Annotated in this window: 21 protein-coding genes; all 21 read right to left on the bottom strand. The window is 33.7% G+C overall.

Features of this window, described 5'->3' with window-relative positions:
• Window positions 1-17: 17 nt before the first annotated feature.
• The 21 genes from PBT89_RS08455 to PBT89_RS08355 all read right to left on the bottom strand — a co-directional run bounded on the left by PBT89_RS08455 (window position 18) and on the right by PBT89_RS08355 (window position 17,281).
• Window positions 18-455 (bottom strand): hypothetical protein, encoded by a 438-nt coding sequence (locus PBT89_RS08455; protein WP_270061514.1) that lies wholly within the window; start codon window positions 453-455, stop codon window positions 18-20.
• A gap of 191 nt (window positions 456-646) precedes the next feature.
• Complete coding sequence (locus PBT89_RS08450) at window positions 647-1,078, bottom strand: M23 family metallopeptidase (RefSeq protein ID WP_270061513.1); 432 nt, start codon at window positions 1,076-1,078, stop codon at window positions 647-649.
• Window positions 1,079-1,315: 237 nt separating this feature from the next.
• A complete protein-coding gene (locus PBT89_RS08445; protein WP_270061512.1) occupies window positions 1,316-1,750 on the bottom strand; it encodes a hypothetical protein in 435 nt (144 codons plus the stop codon).
• Window positions 1,734-2,057 (bottom strand): hypothetical protein, encoded by a 324-nt coding sequence (locus tag PBT89_RS08440; RefSeq protein WP_270061511.1) that lies wholly within the window; start codon window positions 2,055-2,057, stop codon window positions 1,734-1,736. The genes PBT89_RS08445 and PBT89_RS08440 overlap by 17 nt, the downstream gene beginning before the upstream one ends.
• Before the next feature lie 6 nt (window positions 2,058-2,063).
• Complete coding sequence (locus tag PBT89_RS08435) at window positions 2,064-2,294, bottom strand: hypothetical protein (protein ID WP_270061510.1); 231 nt, start codon at window positions 2,292-2,294, stop codon at window positions 2,064-2,066.
• 46 nt (window positions 2,295-2,340) lie between these two features.
• Window positions 2,341-3,156, bottom strand: coding sequence for a hypothetical protein (locus PBT89_RS08430; protein ID WP_270061509.1), 816 nt, complete (start codon window positions 3,154-3,156; stop codon window positions 2,341-2,343).
• Window positions 3,157-3,167: 11 nt separating this feature from the next.
• Window positions 3,168-3,437 carry a hypothetical protein gene (locus tag PBT89_RS08425; RefSeq protein WP_270061508.1) on the bottom strand — a complete coding sequence of 90 codons (270 nt, stop codon included), beginning with the start codon at window positions 3,435-3,437 and terminating at the stop codon, window positions 3,168-3,170.
• Window positions 3,438-3,520: 83 nt separating this feature from the next.
• Window positions 3,521-4,333: a hypothetical protein gene (locus PBT89_RS08420; RefSeq protein ID WP_270061507.1), complete on the bottom strand. Its 813-nt coding sequence runs from the start codon at window positions 4,331-4,333 to the stop codon at window positions 3,521-3,523.
• Between the two features lie 10 nt (window positions 4,334-4,343).
• A complete protein-coding gene (locus PBT89_RS08415) occupies window positions 4,344-4,487 on the bottom strand; it encodes a hypothetical protein (RefSeq protein ID WP_270061506.1) in 144 nt (47 codons plus the stop codon).
• Between the two features lie 95 nt (window positions 4,488-4,582).
• Window positions 4,583-4,948, bottom strand: coding sequence for a hypothetical protein (locus PBT89_RS08410; RefSeq protein ID WP_270061505.1), 366 nt, complete (start codon window positions 4,946-4,948; stop codon window positions 4,583-4,585).
• A gap of 147 nt (window positions 4,949-5,095) precedes the next feature.
• Complete coding sequence (locus PBT89_RS08405; protein ID WP_270061504.1) at window positions 5,096-7,129, bottom strand: phage/plasmid replication protein; 2,034 nt, start codon at window positions 7,127-7,129, stop codon at window positions 5,096-5,098.
• Window positions 7,130-7,686: 557 nt separating this feature from the next.
• Window positions 7,687-8,247 carry a hypothetical protein gene (locus PBT89_RS08400; RefSeq protein ID WP_270061503.1) on the bottom strand — a complete coding sequence of 187 codons (561 nt, stop codon included), beginning with the start codon at window positions 8,245-8,247 and terminating at the stop codon, window positions 7,687-7,689.
• A 160-nt stretch (window positions 8,248-8,407) separates the two neighbouring features.
• On the bottom strand, window positions 8,408-9,382 hold the full coding sequence (locus PBT89_RS08395; protein ID WP_270061502.1) for a S41 family peptidase: 975 nt from the start codon (window positions 9,380-9,382) through the stop codon (window positions 8,408-8,410).
• A gap of 188 nt (window positions 9,383-9,570) precedes the next feature.
• Window positions 9,571-9,762 (bottom strand): cold-shock protein, encoded by a 192-nt coding sequence (locus tag PBT89_RS08390; RefSeq protein WP_270058108.1) that lies wholly within the window; start codon window positions 9,760-9,762, stop codon window positions 9,571-9,573.
• A 179-nt stretch (window positions 9,763-9,941) separates the two neighbouring features.
• Complete coding sequence (locus PBT89_RS08385) at window positions 9,942-11,309, bottom strand: GH1 family beta-glucosidase (RefSeq protein WP_270061501.1); 1,368 nt, start codon at window positions 11,307-11,309, stop codon at window positions 9,942-9,944.
• Window positions 11,310-12,335, bottom strand: a complete 1,026-nt coding sequence (locus PBT89_RS08380; protein ID WP_270061500.1) for a glycosyltransferase family protein — start codon at window positions 12,333-12,335, stop codon at window positions 11,310-11,312. It lies immediately after the preceding gene.
• Complete coding sequence (locus PBT89_RS08375; protein WP_270061499.1) at window positions 12,335-12,472, bottom strand: hypothetical protein; 138 nt, start codon at window positions 12,470-12,472, stop codon at window positions 12,335-12,337. The genes PBT89_RS08380 and PBT89_RS08375 overlap by 1 nt, the downstream gene beginning before the upstream one ends.
• Before the next feature lie 113 nt (window positions 12,473-12,585).
• Entirely contained in the window at window positions 12,586-13,413 is an 828-nt protein-coding gene (gene ygiD, locus PBT89_RS08370) for a 4,5-DOPA dioxygenase extradiol (protein WP_270061498.1), read from the bottom strand.
• A gap of 84 nt (window positions 13,414-13,497) precedes the next feature.
• Window positions 13,498-14,100, bottom strand: a complete 603-nt coding sequence (locus PBT89_RS08365; protein ID WP_270061497.1) for an FMN-dependent NADH-azoreductase — start codon at window positions 14,098-14,100, stop codon at window positions 13,498-13,500.
• 103 nt (window positions 14,101-14,203) lie between these two features.
• Window positions 14,204-14,740, bottom strand: a complete 537-nt coding sequence (locus PBT89_RS08360) for a helix-turn-helix domain-containing protein (protein WP_270061496.1) — start codon at window positions 14,738-14,740, stop codon at window positions 14,204-14,206.
• 213 nt (window positions 14,741-14,953) lie between these two features.
• Window positions 14,954-17,281, bottom strand: coding sequence for a T9SS type B sorting domain-containing protein (locus PBT89_RS08355; protein ID WP_270061495.1), 2,328 nt, complete (start codon window positions 17,279-17,281; stop codon window positions 14,954-14,956).
• Window positions 17,282-17,487: the final 206 nt, after the last annotated feature.

Raw genomic sequence — 17,487 nt, 5'->3', positions numbered from 1 at the left:
CCTCTTTAGGTGTTTTTTTATAATCCATTGTCTTTTTTGTTTTTCGCCATTGTACCGAAATAGAAGCCTAAAACGGTAATCCCGGCATTTTGGAATATATCCACTACCCTATTTACAATTGCTTCGTTTTCCTGCGGAATATCAAAGTAAAAAAGGCTACCTAATGCAAGCATCATTATACTAATTACGATGGCTGATAGCACGTAAATAAATCGTTTTGAAAATAAATCGTTTTGCGCTAAAGCAGCTTTTTGCATGCTTCGTGCGTCTTGACGATCTTCTATTTCTTTATCTAGCCTTTTTTGAAATTCTTTTTCAAGGGCTAACTCAAAATCTCTTTTCTTTTGGTCTTGCCCTTTTAATAGTTCGGTTAAACTATTTAATATCTGGCTTTCCCCCTGTGGGGTTTTTCCGCCAAAAACTGAACCTAAAGCCGTTTTTATTATCTCGAACATTGCCAACAATTTTTAAAATCAATAGCACTATTGTAAGTACTGAAATGATAACATTTAATAACGGCTTCGTGTCTATTAGTATATTTTGACTAAAGGCAAAGCCTGAAAGGATATAATATTTTAAATCGCTCATTTTCTCTTAATCAAAGGAAATATTAGGAAAGAAGCTAAAGCAAGGAGTAAGAAGCCTATTAGACTTCCAACTCCTTTTTTTTTAAATCTTCCGTAGGGTCTAAAGGATTGTTTCTATTTACGTCCGTAGCCTTGTATTTCTCCACATGAATATGCGGAGTTATTCCCGGGTAACGGGCTGCAATATCCTGTGCGATGCCAATAAATTGCCCTTTCGGGATTTTATCGCCAACGTCAAAAGCGTCATCTAATTCAGTATAGAAAAGTCTAACCTTATCGGTTTTTCCTGTAATCTCTATATATCTGTAATTAGCCCCGGCATAAGCCCACCCGTATTTTGTTATTTCCCCATCAAAAGGACTATAAACGTAATCGCCCGGGCTTGCAACCAAATCAACACCTATGTGTTTTCTATTGCCACGTGATGCGCCAAAATAGCCGCAGCCCTGCGAATCACACTCTCTAAATTCGTGTATATCTAATACTCTCATTATTTATGCATCATTTGTAGATAATCGAAAATTGTATCTTTTTTTAAAGACTTTTTTTCATTCAATTTTGAATTGCAACTTTTTCGATAAATCAAATATTCTTTGATTTGATAGCTAACAAAACAAATTGTTATTGCCGGGCTAAGTGCGACTATAAAAGCCAATAGCAACACAATTACACCCAATGCAATAGGCAATAGCAGTATTATACCAATTAGTTTAAATGCTCCTTTCATTTTACTTTTTCCAAATGGTTACACTAGGGTTTTGGCTTGTTAGCTTTGCCCTTGTTTCTTCGGTTGTTTCATAATTTAACCAACTGGTTAAATCATATTTATCTGATGTAATAGGGTCGCCCCCGTTTTTCCATGTTACCGAATATTGGCGCTTTTTAAAGGCGTTATAAACTTTGTTATAATCTGCATCGTTTTTTATGCGCTTCCATATTGGTAATAATTCGTCATAATCTGAACCGAACCAAGAAACCATAACATTAAATAATTGTTCGGCTATGGCTTCGGCTTGTAGGTCTGAAATGGTCGCACCGTATGCGGGCTTTTCCTTTTCCAGATCTTCACGGCTTCCAAAATTTTTAGTTCCGAAAAGAGTATCCCTAAATAGAATTACAACGACCACCAGAACAACGCCAATATTTTTAACTAGAAATTGCATTTTGACTAAATTTTATAAAACCACCGTCAAGAATTTGACGTTTAATAATTGAATCGGAAACGCTCAAAACGTCCGTATCGTTAGCCCGTTCGTATAACTCCCGGTTTACCGTTACTTCCTTATTTTCGGCTTTAAAGTCTGGCTTATTGGGGATTGTAATAGTATTATCCTTTTCATTATCACATGAACAATCTTTTTCAAAATAAGATTTAATTTCCTGCGGTAATTTATCCCTGAAAAGCAAGACCAAAAGCAATAAAATCAAAGCGATAAAACCGCCTTGATTTTTATTGTTTTGATATCTCATAAGCTTTTAGCGTTTCATTCGTGAAGCGTAAGCAGCTTTTCTTTTGGCAATGTTCCCAAGAGAAACAGCTAAACCAATATTGCCGGCTCTTGCCGCGTTTCTTGATTGTCGCCAAACTCTTGTAACTGAACCTTTACCCTTTGCTCTTAAAGCGGAATTAACCATTCTTTTTGCATTGCTGCTTTGAATGCCTGTAGAAGTTCGACGACTTCTTTGGCTTCTTCTTCGTCTAGCCATGATTATAATTTTAAATTGCTAAGTTTTATTTCTTTAACATTCGGTCTTATTTCAAATATTTAAAAGCTCCAAAAGCTATTGCAGCGAGACCAAGTAAACCGCCTGAATTTGCTTGTTTTACTTCTAACTCTCCCGTTTCCGGGTTACGTTCGATTTTTGAAGCTTCGGGATATTTTATTGAATATTCGTAGTATGTTTTATTCATATACGTTTCATAATCCCGGGGAGTATTAAAAGTTGCTCCCGTGTATATTTGCCTTGCCCTTTGGTGAATAATCTGCGGAGAATAACGCACCGATTTACGGCTTAGGGTTGCCCCTGATGCCTTTAATTGCGCCCGGCTTTCCGTCCAGATTTTCATTAAAAGGTTGTTTAGTTCCTTTTGTGTCCAATCATTCGCCAAACGTGTACTTTTGGCTTTACTATGTTTATCCCTTAAAGCGATAAACATGTAATGATTTGAACGTAAATGAAAATCTAATTCATTAAGAACGTCCGTAATATTTTGCGCATTAATAGAGCTTAGTTTTTGCTCCACAAAAGGCAATACTTTTTGCGCAAAATCGGCTTGATGTTGTTCGGGGTTTGTACTTGCCCCCCAACTGGATAAACCGTATTTAAAAACATTGCTTAAATTATCGGCTAATCCTATCTTATCTAAAACGCCTTTAACAATAGAGCCGAAAGGAATAGCACTAGCAGCAACGTCCAGTGCGGCATTTGCGGCATCCCCGGCATCAATACCGTTTTTTTGTGAATCAGCAACATTATTAAAGAGATTACCAAAAGCCGAAGTACTTGTAGGAGCGTAAGAAGTTGAACCCCCGGAACTACCTAAGCTTAAATTTGATAGAAAACTCATTGTCTATGGTATTAATATAAGCCCCTTTCGCCCTGTTCCTGTGGTTCAGGGTTCATAATTGATGTAACTTGACGTAACATGAAAAAGTAAAAAATAGGCATTAACAGACGGGTAAAAACGCCTTTGTGCATTTTTCCGTAGAAATGTTTAACCTTATCTTCACTTCCTTCCCTTGCATCTTCTTCCCATGATTTTACATCAAGTTTTAGCTGTGCGAATTCTTCCGAATCAACTAAATGAAAGGCTTTGATTATTTTTAAAAAAACGTCGAATAAACGCATATTTTAGAGAGATTTTAAAACAAAGCCCCAAGTATGTTTGGGGCTTTGAAATGGAGATTTAACTAACTAACAGTAAATGGCAGCTACTGTATATTTTCTAAAGCTACAACCACGATTTTTGCCTTTTCTTCGGCTGCCTTATCTAGGTTCGCTCTTAGTTTTACATCGTCTAACGGTTCGCCTTGATAAATTACCAAGTCTTCAACATCCGACTCCGGGTTATTGTCAAACATGTGCATGTTTTCACACAATAACTGTGTATCGTTAAAGGCTTTTTCAAAGCCCTGTGAAGCTTTTAAAGCACCGTCACGGATTTTCGCCTTTTGCGAGCTTAAATAATCAGCTGTGAAGTCTGTAATACATACAATCTTTACAACTCTATTACCTAAGTCCATATCGATGTTTTCTTTACCGTAACCAATAGGGAACGACTTAATTACCGGAATCCAAGAAGTACCTTGTTTTTTGGTCATGGTCTGAAACTCGATAATACTTTCATCTTCACTCGTTCTTATGTCCGTCCATGCATCACGAGGGGCATTGAATTTGATTTGTAGCTTATCTTCGCCATTTAAAGCAATTGCAGCCGGGTCAAAATCAATATAGACTAAAATTCCCTGTGTTGTCTGTTTTGTAACAAGTTCGAATTTCACGGTTTGGGCGTAGAAGCCTAAAATGTTATCCATTAGATAACCACGCATAATAACGAGTTCGTTACGGTTTGCCTTTCTTAGGGTTACTTCAATTGAAATTTTATTCAAATCGGCAACCGTTGCAGCCTTTAAACCGCCTTCGCCGTCTGATGCTTTACCATCTAAGCGGAATAATAAACCGCCTACCGTTTCTTTTGTAACTTCAAAATCGTAAGCCGTGTTAAAATTTAAAATTTTACGCATTCTTTAGATTTTAAAGCCAGTCTTTTAATACTGGAACGTTAGACAATTGGGTTTTGATTTCGTCATGGAATTTTACCCCGATAAATGCAGCCGCACCAACTACAGCAGCAGTAAATAGGTTTGCTCCAAAAACTTTTCTTTTCTTATAAGCCATCACTTAAACTTTTACTTATTCGTATTTGTGCAAACAAAAATAGGGGCAGATTTGCCCCTATGTGATTTTGTATACAATTTAGATGTTTTTGTATATTATTTAAGAATGTCTAAATGTTCTAATACTCTTTTAATTGATTTTATTTCAAAATCGCAATTTCTCATTGCTTTATCGTCGCCCCTCAATAAATGGGATTCTTTAGCCAGACTAATCGCCCTTAATTCTAAATGTAAAAAGGTAATTAATGATTGACGATTGATTTTGTTATCATTTTTAATCAATTTTTGTTCCGGTTCCGGTGGATCTTGTTTGGATATCGGTTTATTTTGATAACATTGCCCTATTTTCTCGAAATGATCTATTTCTGATTTTACATTCATACATATGCAATGCTCTATTAATTTGTATATGAGCAGAACAGTACAAGAAATTATAATACATACAGTTATTTCTAAATTCATAATTCCAAGGCGTTATTAGTGTTATTAGCTTTATTCAATTCATTCGTCCAATACAATGCTTTATATTTTATTTTCATCTCTTTAAATTCGCTTAAAATGCGTTCTATTGTAATTGTCTGCTTAGATTCTCCCAATTCTTCTTTAAGCTCATGCAATAGCGAAGTCGCTTTGGGCGTCAAACGGATTAATCCCATAATCTTCAGATTTTAATTTAATGTTTCTATAAAAGTTTTTGGCGTATTGCAGCCCGGAGGTATTCCAATAGTATTTTTCAAAGGTCATTTTCATGTTCACAGGTTCAGCAACACTTAAAGAGTTGTCGAAGACTTCAAAAAATTTCAAGTCCGCCTTAATTCGGCTTTTGGTACTTTTATTTGTTCCCAAATCTTCAAAGACCTGTGTTAAACTCTTTTTATGGTGGTACATCTGTGTAAGTACAGAGCCTAATATGGTTGCATTCACGGTTTTTAAACCTTGTTGCATAAGTTCTTTTCTCGTAAGCAATTGTGTTGCTTTAGTCATTTTTTGCCCGTTTCTTTTACGAATAAATTCGCCAGTTCCGGGATTTACAACCTTAAAGCGATTACGTTCGTTATATGCATCTACATTCGATTGAACATTATTATTATATTCCTTAATCCTATCCATGATAGCTTCAAAAGGTTCAATTTCATGTATCGTATAATGTTTAACAAAGGCTTTAAAACGCTTTATACATTGCATCAAAAAATATTCTGAAAAATGAACCGTATCATGTTTTCCTAATACCGTGTAACGGTATTCAAAACGGCTAATATTATATTCTCCGCTTACATGGTTATAATCGCTTCCGGCTTTAGTGCAATAACGTTTTAAACTTTGGTTATCGCCAAGAATTAAAGCTATTCCCCTATTTAAAAAGCCGTGCATCATTTTATAGTTTTTCCGGTCTTTTCGGGTTACATCCGAAAATTGCTTATTAGAATTTGCGTAAATACTTGCAGCTTGTTTGTATCGTTTTACGGATTCCTGATGTATTTTGTCATTTCTTCTAAAGCAATGACGTTTGTACAAGTACATGAAATAGCGATTTGACATCGATATTTCAAACCTTAAAACCTTATCCATTTCCTTTTTTAGGAATGGGATTTTATACGGGGTTTTCTCGTTAATATCGGCTATAACTGCCCTTAAGCGTTCTTCATCTTTTGGCGTTAATGCAAAATGATTGTCTTTGCCTTTAGCTAAAAAATAGTTCCAAATTTCCCCCTGGTTTTCTCTATAAAACTTTTTGGTATCCGGTGCGCAATTGCGGTTAATATAGCTTTCGATAAATTCCTTATTGATATTTAAGTGTTTTCTTAAATCCCCAAATTTAGAACTGGAATATTCCGAACCTTTGTGATATATTTTATATGCCGTGCCATGTTCGTTTTTATACCAAATCGAAGTATCGAAAGACTTTTCAATTGCCATTGATGAACGTTTTAACTTCATTTGTATTTTTCGTTGCTCTTGGAGTACTCGCAAAGCTTCTTCTTTACTTTTAAAGTACATGTTATAGCAAAAATCCAAACGACATATTTCGATATAATCATTGTTCGGTATGCTCTCACAGGAAAAGAAAATACATAAGTCAGTAAAAAATTTGTCGATGAATTTAAACAAGCGGTCATAAATAAATTTCGCCTGAAAATCATAACTATTGAAATTTATGCCATGCTCAAATTTTAAATCGCTTTCAGTTTGTGGGATAAATTCCGCTAAAGAATGACCGTATAAGTATTTCGGGATTGAAACCTGAAAATCTATAAAGCCGCCGTTTTCGTTAATTCTAAAGGTTACATCTGAAAAAGACGAGGGAACAGAATAAGAGCCGTTAATGGCTTTATTTTTGTCCTTTACTTTGCCCTCTTCATAAAATTTCATCCTATCCCTTACCTGATAGTGTTTTGTTACGGTATTTGAATTTTTATTTAACATCCATTCATCCTCCGCAATCGGTTCGTAGTCGTCAATTTCACGATTGTACGTTAAGTGCATCGTGAAGTTTTTACCTTGTTTCGTTAAGATTTTACGGTAGAGTTCGTTATGCTCCGGGACGGCAAAACGGGGTAGCCCGTTTTGCGCTTGGATTTCTGCCAACGTTCCCGTTTTGATATCATTTGCACCGTAAAGCCTAAGCCTTATTGTGTCAAGCATAATAACTCCCTGTTTTTGATGTAGAATTTAAAAGCTTGGAAAACTCGAGGGTTGAACCTTGACGGTTCTAGACTGTTATTTTTATAGTCCTTGTACATGTTTTCGAAAGCTTCTTTTGCTCTTTGTTCCGGTTCTAAATCCTTATCGGTTTTTATATTAACGTCCGGTAAATCGAGCAATAAGGCTACATTAAAAAAGAAAGTATCGATTATAAAATTGTGTATTAGCATGACATAGATTTAACGTTAAACAATTGTGTGAAGGTGCATAGCATAAGGCGGTCAAATTTGTTGAATAACCTTATTTCTTGCAGAATTTGTTTGTAGGTTGCCAAATCGCAATTTTTGTCTAAAAAAGAGATTTCTTCCGTTAAATCTTCTAAGTATAAATAGCGAACAGATACGCAAAACCAATTGCCAAAATGATTTTTATTGCTCCATTCTATAAATGAGTAGGCATAACCCGGCACGATTTGTTTATCGTACCGGAGTACCTCTATAAATGTTTGTTGATCGTGTTTGTCTGTTTGACTGGAAGTGATAAGCCTTAAGGGGGCTTTAGTTCCCAACAGAGTGTTTTGTAGTTGTCGATTCATTTGACGTAGTATTTAAGATTCTTACATTCGATGAATCCTTTATAAAAATACTGCGTTTAGTATGCTCTAATTGCTGTTTCTGTTGATGTAATTGTACAATTAAAGGCTTTGTTACATTAGTTATTCCATAATTTTTACTTCGTTGCCCGAAAACGTGCATGTCTTCAACAATTTCAATCAGAATATTAAAACATGTTTGAATATTCTGAAAAATAAATGCATTCGCATTTCCGGGAGAAAAACGTTTAAATATATAATTAAAACGTTCGTCAAAATCCCTGAAAAGACGATAATATAAATTTATTTTCCTTTCAGGAAATTGAAAATAATTATAACGAAATATTTGGTTAACCGTAGGATGAGAAATATTAAGTAAGCTTACATTATCTCTAAGAATCTTTTTATAACTTCTTAGGAATTTCTGTGCTTCGGTTTTATTCTCAAAAGTTAACCATTGTGTTTGCCCTAAATGAATACGATACTTATCTCTATACTTAGTAAGATCAAAATTAAGATGTTTCATTCGGGCAATATGTTCAAAGAATATGCAAAAAGAAAATTTTAGGACTAATTTTTGAAAATAATTTTAAATGTTTAAAAATGAATAAGTACGCATTAAGCATACTATAAATTATAGATCAAAATAGTGTATATATAATTTATGAGTAAAAAATTATTCATTGCTATCGAAGCCAATCTATAGCTTTTATAACTTTCTGATCTTTTCCTAATTGATTAAAAGCATCGCCGCCAATAATTTCAATATCGGGTTCTACGTAATTATGGTATTCCTTTTTATTTCTGTCTAAACAATATCCCGATGATAATTGATAATAAAGTTCTCCTTCAATATTAATTTGAATATTTTCAGTAACATAACCAGCGGTTTTTTCTCCAAAAAACTTTACGTTCTCTTTTCCTTTTAAAGCAATTGCCGTCATTTCTCCAGAACTCGCGGTTATTGGCCCCAAAAGCACTGCTATTTTAAGCGGCTTTTCTAAAGAGCATAATTTTTTAAACTTTATCATTTTATTTTTTCCACTATATATTTTATTCTTTTTTAATTTCCATTCCAATAAATAAGAATCTTGCTCAAAATAACCTAAAATCCCATTTTCTAATATTGGCGCAAGTCCTGCAATCATGGGCCACATGTTTCCTCCAGTATTTATTCGAAGATCAATGATAAGACCAGATAAACTATTTATATCTAGCCCACAGAGCGCTTCCATAAAAACCTGAGCATCACTTTCATTATGACTACCGGGTATCCGTATGTATCCAATATTTTCTAGTTTCGTAGTATAAAGTGTGGCGCCAGATTTTAATATACTTCTAGTACTATCGTTTAAGCGTTCAAATTTATCGGTTGGATTAGCTCTGCCAGAATGCTTGTCGCGGAAAGTCAGCTGAGAATGACTATCATCTAAAGCATCTAACAAAATGCCTACAGCTGGCGCTAATTGATCGTATGTATTATTGGCATTCAGATCGACTGCCTCTTTAACTTTTGGTGTTAAGCTATCCCAATCTACATTATCTGTATAGATAGAATTTCTTTTAGTAAGTGATAGAATCTTTTCAATGGGCTTCTCTTGTGCAGCTGAGAATTGAATACCAAAAAACAATAAAATTAAAACGAAATACAAAATACGCATTAGTCTAATTTTTAAGTAATTATAAATGATCAAAATCCTTGCTTAACCCCTATGAATCTGGCTATTAGATTTGCAACTAAAATAAAAAAATATACGGTACGGTATAAAATAAATTAAGGCTAAAAATAATAAAAGCCCATCATTTCTGATGGGCTTTTGATAAACCTTGAAAATATAAAAATATATAATTATATAACTTCTACGTTTACTGCGTTTAATCCTCTCTTACCTTCCTGAAGATCAAATTTAACCTCGTCGCCTTCGCGAATCTCATCGATTAAACCTGTTACGTGTACAAAGTGATCTTTGTCTACTCCTTCTTCAGTGATAAATCCAAATCCTTTAGTGTCATTAAAGAATTTTACTGTTCCTTTACTCATCTTAATATATTAAATTATAAGTGACAAATATCTAACTAATATTCCGATAACACACTATGATTTGAAGAAATTTATATAAAATCTGTATAATTCTAAATAATATTCTTCAATTTCAGTTCTTAGCTTAGTATTGGCGGGAATTGCGTTTTAATGTTAAATTATAAGATAATTTACGATTTTCAGTTATTTGCTTGCGATCTCAAAAAATCACGATACCATAAACCAGAGTTTTTGATAATGCGTTGCTGACTATCAAAATCGATATAAACTAAACCGAATCTTGGATGATAGCCTTCTGCCCACTCAAAATTATCGGTAAAACTCCATGCAAAATAGCCGTTTACGTTTGCACCTTGTTTTTTGGCTCGTAATGTTGCTTCTATATATTGCTGAAGATATTGCTTCCTTTTTTCATCTTTTACCTGTCCATTAATTAGCTGATCTGGAAAAGCAGCACCATTCTCGGTAATCAATATATTTTTTACTCCTGGATATTCATTATATTTCATTAGAAGTTTTGATAATCCTTCAGGATAGATTTCCCAACCCATTTCAGTTGTAGGAATATTTCTTTTTTCCGCTTTAATATTTATGGACTGCACATAAGGAATCCACCAGGCACTTTTTACAATCTCTCTAGTATAATTCTGAATTCCTATAAAATCAAATTCAAATTGAAGCAACCTATCATCTTCAGCCTTATAAAACTTATCTACTCTTTTCAAAAAAGGCAATTCCTTAAAAGGATACCCATAACCCAAACTGAGCTCTAAAAACAATCGGTTTACCAAACAATCTACTTTTTTTGTAGCCTTATGATCTTTTTCAAGATCGCGATAGGGCTCTATATACGAACAGGAAAATGTAGTGCCAATATTTAGCGTTGGATCGTAAGCTCTTAAAATTCTTCCTCCTTCGGCCTGGCAAAGCGAAGCGTGATGCATCGCCGGGATAAAATTCTTGACTCCTCTCCTACCCGGAGCGTGAATTCCCAAAAAATGTCCGGCTCCCAAAAACACCAGAGGTTCGTTTAAAACCATCCAGTTCTTAACGCGATCTCCAAATCTATGGACACAAATCTTTACATATTCTGAAAACCAATTTACGATTTCACGATTTGTCCAACCGCCTTTATTTTCTAATGATTGTGGCAAATCCCAATGATAAAGTGTTACCCAAGGCGTTATCCCTAACTGTAGACACTCGTCTATTAATCTGTCATAAAAGTCGAGTCCCGCATTATTTATGCTTCCGGTGCCGTCTGGTAAGATTCGGCTCCAGGATAATGAAAATCGAAAATTTGTAATGTTCATCGATTTCATTAAAAGCAGATCTTCTTTATAACGATTGTAAAAATCGCAAGCGATATCTGCATTTTGTCCTTTATGTATTTTTCCTTTTTTATGAGAAAACTCATCCCAAATAGATGCTTTTTTACCATCGTCATAAGGACTTCCCTCAATTTGAAATGCGGCTGTAGAAGTGCCCCAAATAAAATTATCCCCAAAATCACTTTTTTTTAGGTTATTAAATAGACTATCCTTCATTTATGAAATTCCGGTTTTCTTAACAGCAAAATTCTGCTCTTTCAAGGCAATATCGATTAATTTATCGATGATCATTTCAGTCTCGTTTGGAAAATTTACTTCAATAATTTCTTCTTTTAGAAGCCATTTTTCAATTTCAGGATAATGTTTGTTCTTTAGGTTTTTAAGTACTTTAACTCCCATTGTTTTAAGCATGGCAGCATTGCATTGTTGCTCCAATTGCCCTTTCATTGGTACGACTAATAGTTTTTTCTTCAGAAATAACGCTTCCGCAGGGGTCTCAAAACCAGCCCCACAGATTACACCGCGGCAACTTCTTATGCTTTCTATAAAATCTTTATTATTTACTGGCTTAATATTGATATTATCAATTTCTGAATTCATTTTAAAATGTTTTGAGAAAATCTCGAATCTGAATTGCGGAAAACTACTAAACACTTTAAATAATTTTTTATCGGAATAAGAAGGTAAATACACGGTATAATGATTTGATTTTATAGGCTGAAGATTACGAATCTCAGAGCGTATTACCGGAGTAAAAATACGATCATCAAAAGCTTTAAAATGAAAACCAAAACTAAAGCTACAAGGCGCGTAAGACTTTAAAATCTTTAATCCCAGCCAATCTTCTTTTAAAGGTTTTGGTGCAGAAGGATGTAAAACAGCCGATTGATGACTTAAGCCGTAGCAGGGTTTATGAGCCATCGAACATGCCCAGGCACTCACAGGCTCAAAATCGTTAATTACAAGATCATATTTTTCAACTGGTACGCTTTTTATCTCATTGTAAAGGCGTTTCATTCGGTTTTTGCGATAGGTGTTCCAAACATCGACACCGCCTTTTTTTCCGAAGATAAAACTGAGTCCTTTAAACCGATATTTTACAAAATACGGCAATTTTAAATCGCCTTGAGTTCCGCTTACCAGTAAATCTAGATCTCCTTTTTTCTGAAGAATGGGAATAATTTCTAAAGCACGACTTAAATGTCCATTTCCGGTTCCCTGAATCGCATATAATATCTTCATTAATGCGATAGTCGGAAAGGCGAAATCATCGAGCTTAACCGACGCTGAACAAAAATGGCTACTAATAATTGCTGAAATCGCTCTTTAAAATAGTAGTTTCTATGACCACTTTTTTGGAATGCACTTTTTCGTTTCATAAACTTTTAAATTAAAAACGATTAATCGAATTCAATGTATAAGAATATGATTTAAAAGTGTTTACGCGAATTTTAAATAAGTGTATGTTTAAGGTTAAGAAATTTAGCCTGGGCTAAGATAATTTAACCGAAGTCATTGTAAGTGACCCGCCAACGGCTTTATCATTAAAAAATTCCAACTCATCTTTATTTTCTTGTAACGCCAGTGTATAAAGTAAAGGCAAATAATGGTCTGAAGTAGGAATTGCCAAATTTACTGCTGTTCCCAGTTGATTATAATTCTGCAGCGCAATATGATCTTTGGCACTTATCAGTCCTTTTATTTTTTCATCTGCTTCTATAGCCCAATCGAATGCGTGATCGATTTTATTCATATTCTGCCAATCGATGCGTCTAAGATTATGGACGATATTACCGCTCCCAATAATTAAGATTCCTTTTCTTCTTAGTACGGCTAATTCTTTAGCAAAATTGTAATGTTCTTGTGGAGTTTTATAGGCATCTAGACTTAGTTGAACAATAGGAACGTCAGCCTCTGGATAAAGATGTCTAAGTACACTCCACGCACCATGATCTAACCCCCATTGATCGTCTAAATGAATACTTTCGCTGGTAACTAAGGAAGATGTAGCTTCGGCGAGTTCACGGCTTCCTTTTGCAGGATATTGAACATCGAATAATTGCTGCGGAAAACCACCAAAATCATGTATTGTTCTAGGAGAATTCATAGCAGTAACTGCGGTACCTCTTGTAAGCCAGTGCGCTGAAATACACAAAATAGCATTGGGTTTTGGTAAACTTTCGGCTATTTTACGCCAATTACTAACGAATTCATTTTCCTCGATTGCATTCATGGGGCTACCGTGTCCAAAAAACAAAATTGGCATTTTTGGAGTAGTTTTTAAACCTGTACTTATATTGTACAATTCATTGATGTTCATAAGCCGAGCTATTGAGTTAAACAAAAAAGCCTTTCGAAAATCAATCCGAAAGGCCAGTGATAATTTTTCTTTTTCTCTCAGATATTACGCCAATATTGCAGCAAATTCTTTTTCAGCTTTAGCTAGCGCATCTTCTCTTAATTCAGGAATAGCAACTCCTTCTACTCTTATTAATTCTACATCTGTCATTCCTAAGAATCCAAAAACTTTAATCAGATATTCAGATACAAAATCATAACCAGGATTTTCAGAATAAACACCACCAGAACTCATTGCGATATAAACTTTCTTACCAGTTACCAATCCTTGTGGGCCTTCTTCAGTATATTTAAAAGTTTCTCCAGCTTTAGCAAGATGGTCGATCCATGCTTTTAATTGCGAAGGAATCCCAAAATTATATAAAGGAGCACCAACAACTAAAAGATCTGCGTCAAATAATTCTTTGATCGCTTCTTCTTGGATAGCGATATTTTCTTTTTGAGCAGCTGTTCTGTTTTCTTCAGGAGTAATAATTGCTTGCCATCTGTCTTCAGTTAGATGTGGGAAATCTTCAGCAACAAGTTTTTTTTCTACGACTGTACTTTCGGGATAACTTTCTTTAAGTTGTTGAACTATTTTATTCCCTAAAGCTAAACTGTAAGAGTTTTGACCGTTTAAACTTGAAATTACGTGAAGTATCTTTTTCATGACTTATATTTTGTATGACATTTGTATATACAAATATAAGACACTAATGCCAGTATTTATAGTGTTAGCAAGGATTTCCCACTAACATTTAGGTTAGTGCCTTCTAATACTCTTCTAGTAATTCTCTACGGAAATTTTCTGGTTTGATGTGATATGTCCTTGATAACGCTTTTTCGAAATCTGAATAATCATCGAATCCGCAGGCTTCAGATAGACATTTTAAGTCACATTCTTGATATTCAGGGATATTGAGCATTTCTTTTAATTCCATAATTCTGAAATCGTCTAAATATTCAGTGAAGGTTTTTCTTTTCGCTTTTAATAAAATATAGTCTAGCTCTCCCGGTGTTAGCATTAAATGCCGACTAATTTGTTTAATCTTTAAGTTATGGATCAAAAAAAACTTCTCCTTACACATAATCTTGTCTAGAAGTTTCGAATATTCGGTTGCTGTTTTATAATCTATATAGCTTTGTTCTGATTCGGAATCAATTTCTTTAAAAATTAATCCGCGATTACAAAGCATGATTAAAAAGCATGCAAGCAAAATAAATAAAATAAAGGAAATTGAGTTAAATGTAAAATTCCCTAAACTAATATGAAATACGAAGTACGCTATGTAAGACGCTAACAAACTCATAAATGCGATTGTTTTTATCTAAAAGCCTTCGTTTGTAGTAGGGTGTAAAACGCTACGGCTATTTAAAAATTAAATAAGTATTTGTAAATAGATATCAATTGTAGTGCCATTATCTATTTCTGTTTACTTTTCTAAGAAATTTTATTAACAATTTTGATTTTCAATAAAATCATACAAATTATATATGCTTTAATTTAATATTTAGAACTTAAATTAGCGAATCAAACTGAAATGTCCTCTTTCTTCTCGTTCTAAGTTAATTGTTGCTTTAAACCAATAATCGTCTTCAGGTAATGGTTTTCCATTAGAAGTCCCATCCCAATCTTCCCCATTTATGAGAGTAGTAATTAAAGTTCCGTATCTATCAAAAATAAGGATACTGAGCTTTTTTTCTCCAACTCCATCAGGCTTCCAGGTGTCATTTATGCCGTCGTTATTTGGGGTAAAATAATTAGGGAATCCTATTAAATATATCTTATCGCTGGTAAAAGCACAACCATCAGTTTCTATAATTTCAATTTTATGAACACCTGGCAATACATTATAAAATTTCCCATTAGTATTATCACGATTATCCAGTTTAAAAATGTAATTTGATTCATATTCAGCGTTTAGATTAATATCATAAGATCCGTCATTATTATATTTTGTTAGCAGTTCATAATTTATAGGTTCATTTCTATCAAAAAGTGTAACGTTAATCTCACTCGACAGCACTTCACAATTTTCATTAGATACTATATATTTATATTTACCGGCATTAATTATTTGGGGATCAAAAATACCATTTGGTAAAGTAGGTTCCCAATAACCACTTGCATCTGGGGTACCACCTAAATAATCAATTAAAGGAAATGAATTTTCATATTTACATATGGAGATGCTTGAATCTATTCCTGGGTCTGGTTGAGGCGTAAAAATGACTTCGACTATCGCCGTTTTCGACACACAATAATTACTCACGGTATAGGTATACAGTCCTTCATTGTCTAAAGAAGGGTCAAATACAGAAGAATTTGAACTTAGTTTAGGACTCCAAGCTCCGCCTATCTGTGCATTAGGCCCCAAGTAATTAAATAAATCTACTGAGCTTCCATTTTGACATAGATTAAGATTTATATCATCACCTGCATTTAATATAAATGTTTCCTGAAAATCAGGAATATCATTATCATCTTCATCTAGAGGTTCTTCATATCCTAGTGTTTCATTAATAATTAGTCCATTTTCATCTACAGTATCAGGTAAATTACCTAATGTTCCATTATTATCTTTATCGGTAAATCCAGCTTCTATGACATCAAAACAATCATCATTATCACTATCTAAATCTCTCTTATCAGGATGACCATCTTGATCTGTATCTCGATCTAAAACACCATTATCTTCAATGACATCTAGAATTCCATCATTATCATCATCCAAATCAATATCATCGGGAATTCCATCATTATCAAAATCTGGTAAACATTTTTCCTCAATTTCTTGTCTTGTACTGCATTCAGAAGGATTATTTATAATTTCTACATCATCGTAAACTTTCTCATTAGCTAAGAGAGTACAAATTGCAGAACAATCTATCAATTTTGCGTTGTCAGAAACAATAAGTCCTATGATTCCAAAATTTCCACTAACTGAAATTAGACTCTCTAATCCCATTAAACTTGGAAGATTATTATTATTTTTAATAATCAAGGCTTTATCAATTTTTTTGAGATTACGAAATCCGCTGATCGTTGGTAATTCAGGATTATCTTTTATAATCATATTACCATAAATTCTTTCCAAGCTATTAAATCCAGTAAATACTGTGAGTTCTAAAGATTCACTAATTTCAAAATTGCCCCCACCTAGACTACCTATAGATATGAGTTTATTAAAGCCATCTATTTTATTTATACCAGTCCTCCTGATAAAAAGGTTATTGCCGACATACTTTAGTTCCGAAAACAGACCTACTCCATGTGGATAGTCCTCCATTATAAGAGAACCTTTAATATATTCTACGTTATTAAATGCATTAAATAATCCTAAAACCAGACCTGAATTGTCCATATTTATACTATTTTCAACAAATTTTAGATTTTGAAAAGCATCAAGCGAACTCCCAAGCCTCTTTAGGTCGACTGTATTGACCTGCTCCAATTTAGAGAAGCCATCAAGATAACCAAACATTCCGTCTATGTAAATATTATTGACCTTTATTAGTTCATTGAATGAATTAAGATCTTTCAGAAGAGTATTTGCATTTATTCGAAGATCACCACCTATTTTGGTAATCGAAAGATTTAAAGTTATATCTTCAATATCGGTATTTTTAATAATTAAATTCCCCTTAATTTCTTCAATCTTCTTAAGAGGTTGCAAATTGGTCACTGCGCCAGTAATTGTGAAATTTCCATTAACAATTTTGCAGTTAGAATATTTAATAACAAATTCTTCGAATTCTTGTTGCGAATTGATTGTTATATTACCTACAGGGCATTGTGCCTGAAAAGTAAAACTTAGCAAAAAAATGAGAAAAAATGTGATGAATTTCAAAACGGTTAACCTTATAAATTGACAGGCAATATTAAGCTTTTGTGCTGAATTTATATTTTTATTAACATTATAATTTGAATATTATTTTTCTAGCGCTTCTACACTTGAAGTGATATTTATATATAGATCGTTTCAGGTCTAGAACTAAAAGTATTTAAATAAAAAATCCAGATAGCAAAAGCAGTCTGGATTTTTTAAAAATATTC

Origin of the sequence: Zunongwangia sp. HRR-M8 (assembly GCF_027594405.1) — a bacterium.
In the GTDB taxonomy this organism is placed as follows: domain Bacteria; phylum Bacteroidota; class Bacteroidia; order Flavobacteriales; family Flavobacteriaceae; genus Zunongwangia.
The sequence above is the reverse complement of the archived record's forward strand: the minus strand, read 5'-3'. Positions and strand labels throughout refer to the sequence as shown.

Excerpts from the sequence above, each read along its gene's own strand:
- PBT89_RS08440 (WP_270061511.1), bottom strand. The coding sequence starts at position 2,057 with ATGAGATATCAAAACAATAAAAATCAAGGCGGTTTTATCGCTTTGATT.
- PBT89_RS08395 (WP_270061502.1), bottom strand. The coding sequence starts at position 9,382 with ATGCGTATTTTGTATTTCGTTTTAATTTTATTGTTTTTTGGTATTCAA.
- PBT89_RS08435 (WP_270061510.1), bottom strand. The coding sequence starts at position 2,294 with ATGGCTAGACGAAGAAGAAGCCAAAGAAGTCGTCGAACTTCTACAGGC.
- PBT89_RS08430 (WP_270061509.1), bottom strand. The coding sequence starts at position 3,156 with ATGAGTTTTCTATCAAATTTAAGCTTAGGTAGTTCCGGGGGTTCAACT.
- PBT89_RS08450 (WP_270061513.1), bottom strand. The coding sequence starts at position 1,078 with ATGAGAGTATTAGATATACACGAATTTAGAGAGTGTGATTCGCAGGGC.
- PBT89_RS08365 (WP_270061497.1), bottom strand. The coding sequence starts at position 14,100 with ATGAAAAAGATACTTCACGTAATTTCAAGTTTAAACGGTCAAAACTCT.
- PBT89_RS08405 (WP_270061504.1), bottom strand. The coding sequence starts at position 7,129 with ATGCTTGACACAATAAGGCTTAGGCTTTACGGTGCAAATGATATCAAA.
- PBT89_RS08420 (WP_270061507.1), bottom strand. The coding sequence starts at position 4,333 with ATGCGTAAAATTTTAAATTTTAACACGGCTTACGATTTTGAAGTTACA.
- PBT89_RS08375 (WP_270061499.1), bottom strand. The coding sequence starts at position 12,472 with ATGAAACGAAAAAGTGCATTCCAAAAAAGTGGTCATAGAAACTACTAT.
- PBT89_RS08360 (WP_270061496.1), bottom strand. The coding sequence starts at position 14,740 with ATGAGTTTGTTAGCGTCTTACATAGCGTACTTCGTATTTCATATTAGT.
- ygiD (WP_270061498.1), bottom strand. The coding sequence starts at position 13,413 with ATGAACATCAATGAATTGTACAATATAAGTACAGGTTTAAAAACTACT.
- PBT89_RS08415 (WP_270061506.1), bottom strand. The coding sequence starts at position 4,487 with ATGGCTTATAAGAAAAGAAAAGTTTTTGGAGCAAACCTATTTACTGCT.
- PBT89_RS08385 (WP_270061501.1), bottom strand. The coding sequence starts at position 11,309 with ATGAAGGATAGTCTATTTAATAACCTAAAAAAAAGTGATTTTGGGGAT.
- PBT89_RS08455 (WP_270061514.1), bottom strand. The coding sequence starts at position 455 with ATGTTCGAGATAATAAAAACGGCTTTAGGTTCAGTTTTTGGCGGAAAA.
- PBT89_RS08410 (WP_270061505.1), bottom strand. The coding sequence starts at position 4,948 with ATGAATTTAGAAATAACTGTATGTATTATAATTTCTTGTACTGTTCTG.
- PBT89_RS08445 (WP_270061512.1), bottom strand. The coding sequence starts at position 1,750 with ATGCAATTTCTAGTTAAAAATATTGGCGTTGTTCTGGTGGTCGTTGTA.
- PBT89_RS08380 (WP_270061500.1), bottom strand. The coding sequence starts at position 12,335 with ATGAAGATATTATATGCGATTCAGGGAACCGGAAATGGACATTTAAGT.
- PBT89_RS08425 (WP_270061508.1), bottom strand. The coding sequence starts at position 3,437 with ATGCGTTTATTCGACGTTTTTTTAAAAATAATCAAAGCCTTTCATTTA.
- PBT89_RS08400 (WP_270061503.1), bottom strand. The coding sequence starts at position 8,247 with ATGAAACATCTTAATTTTGATCTTACTAAGTATAGAGATAAGTATCGT.
- PBT89_RS08390 (WP_270058108.1), bottom strand. The coding sequence starts at position 9,762 with ATGAGTAAAGGAACAGTAAAATTCTTTAATGACACTAAAGGATTTGGA.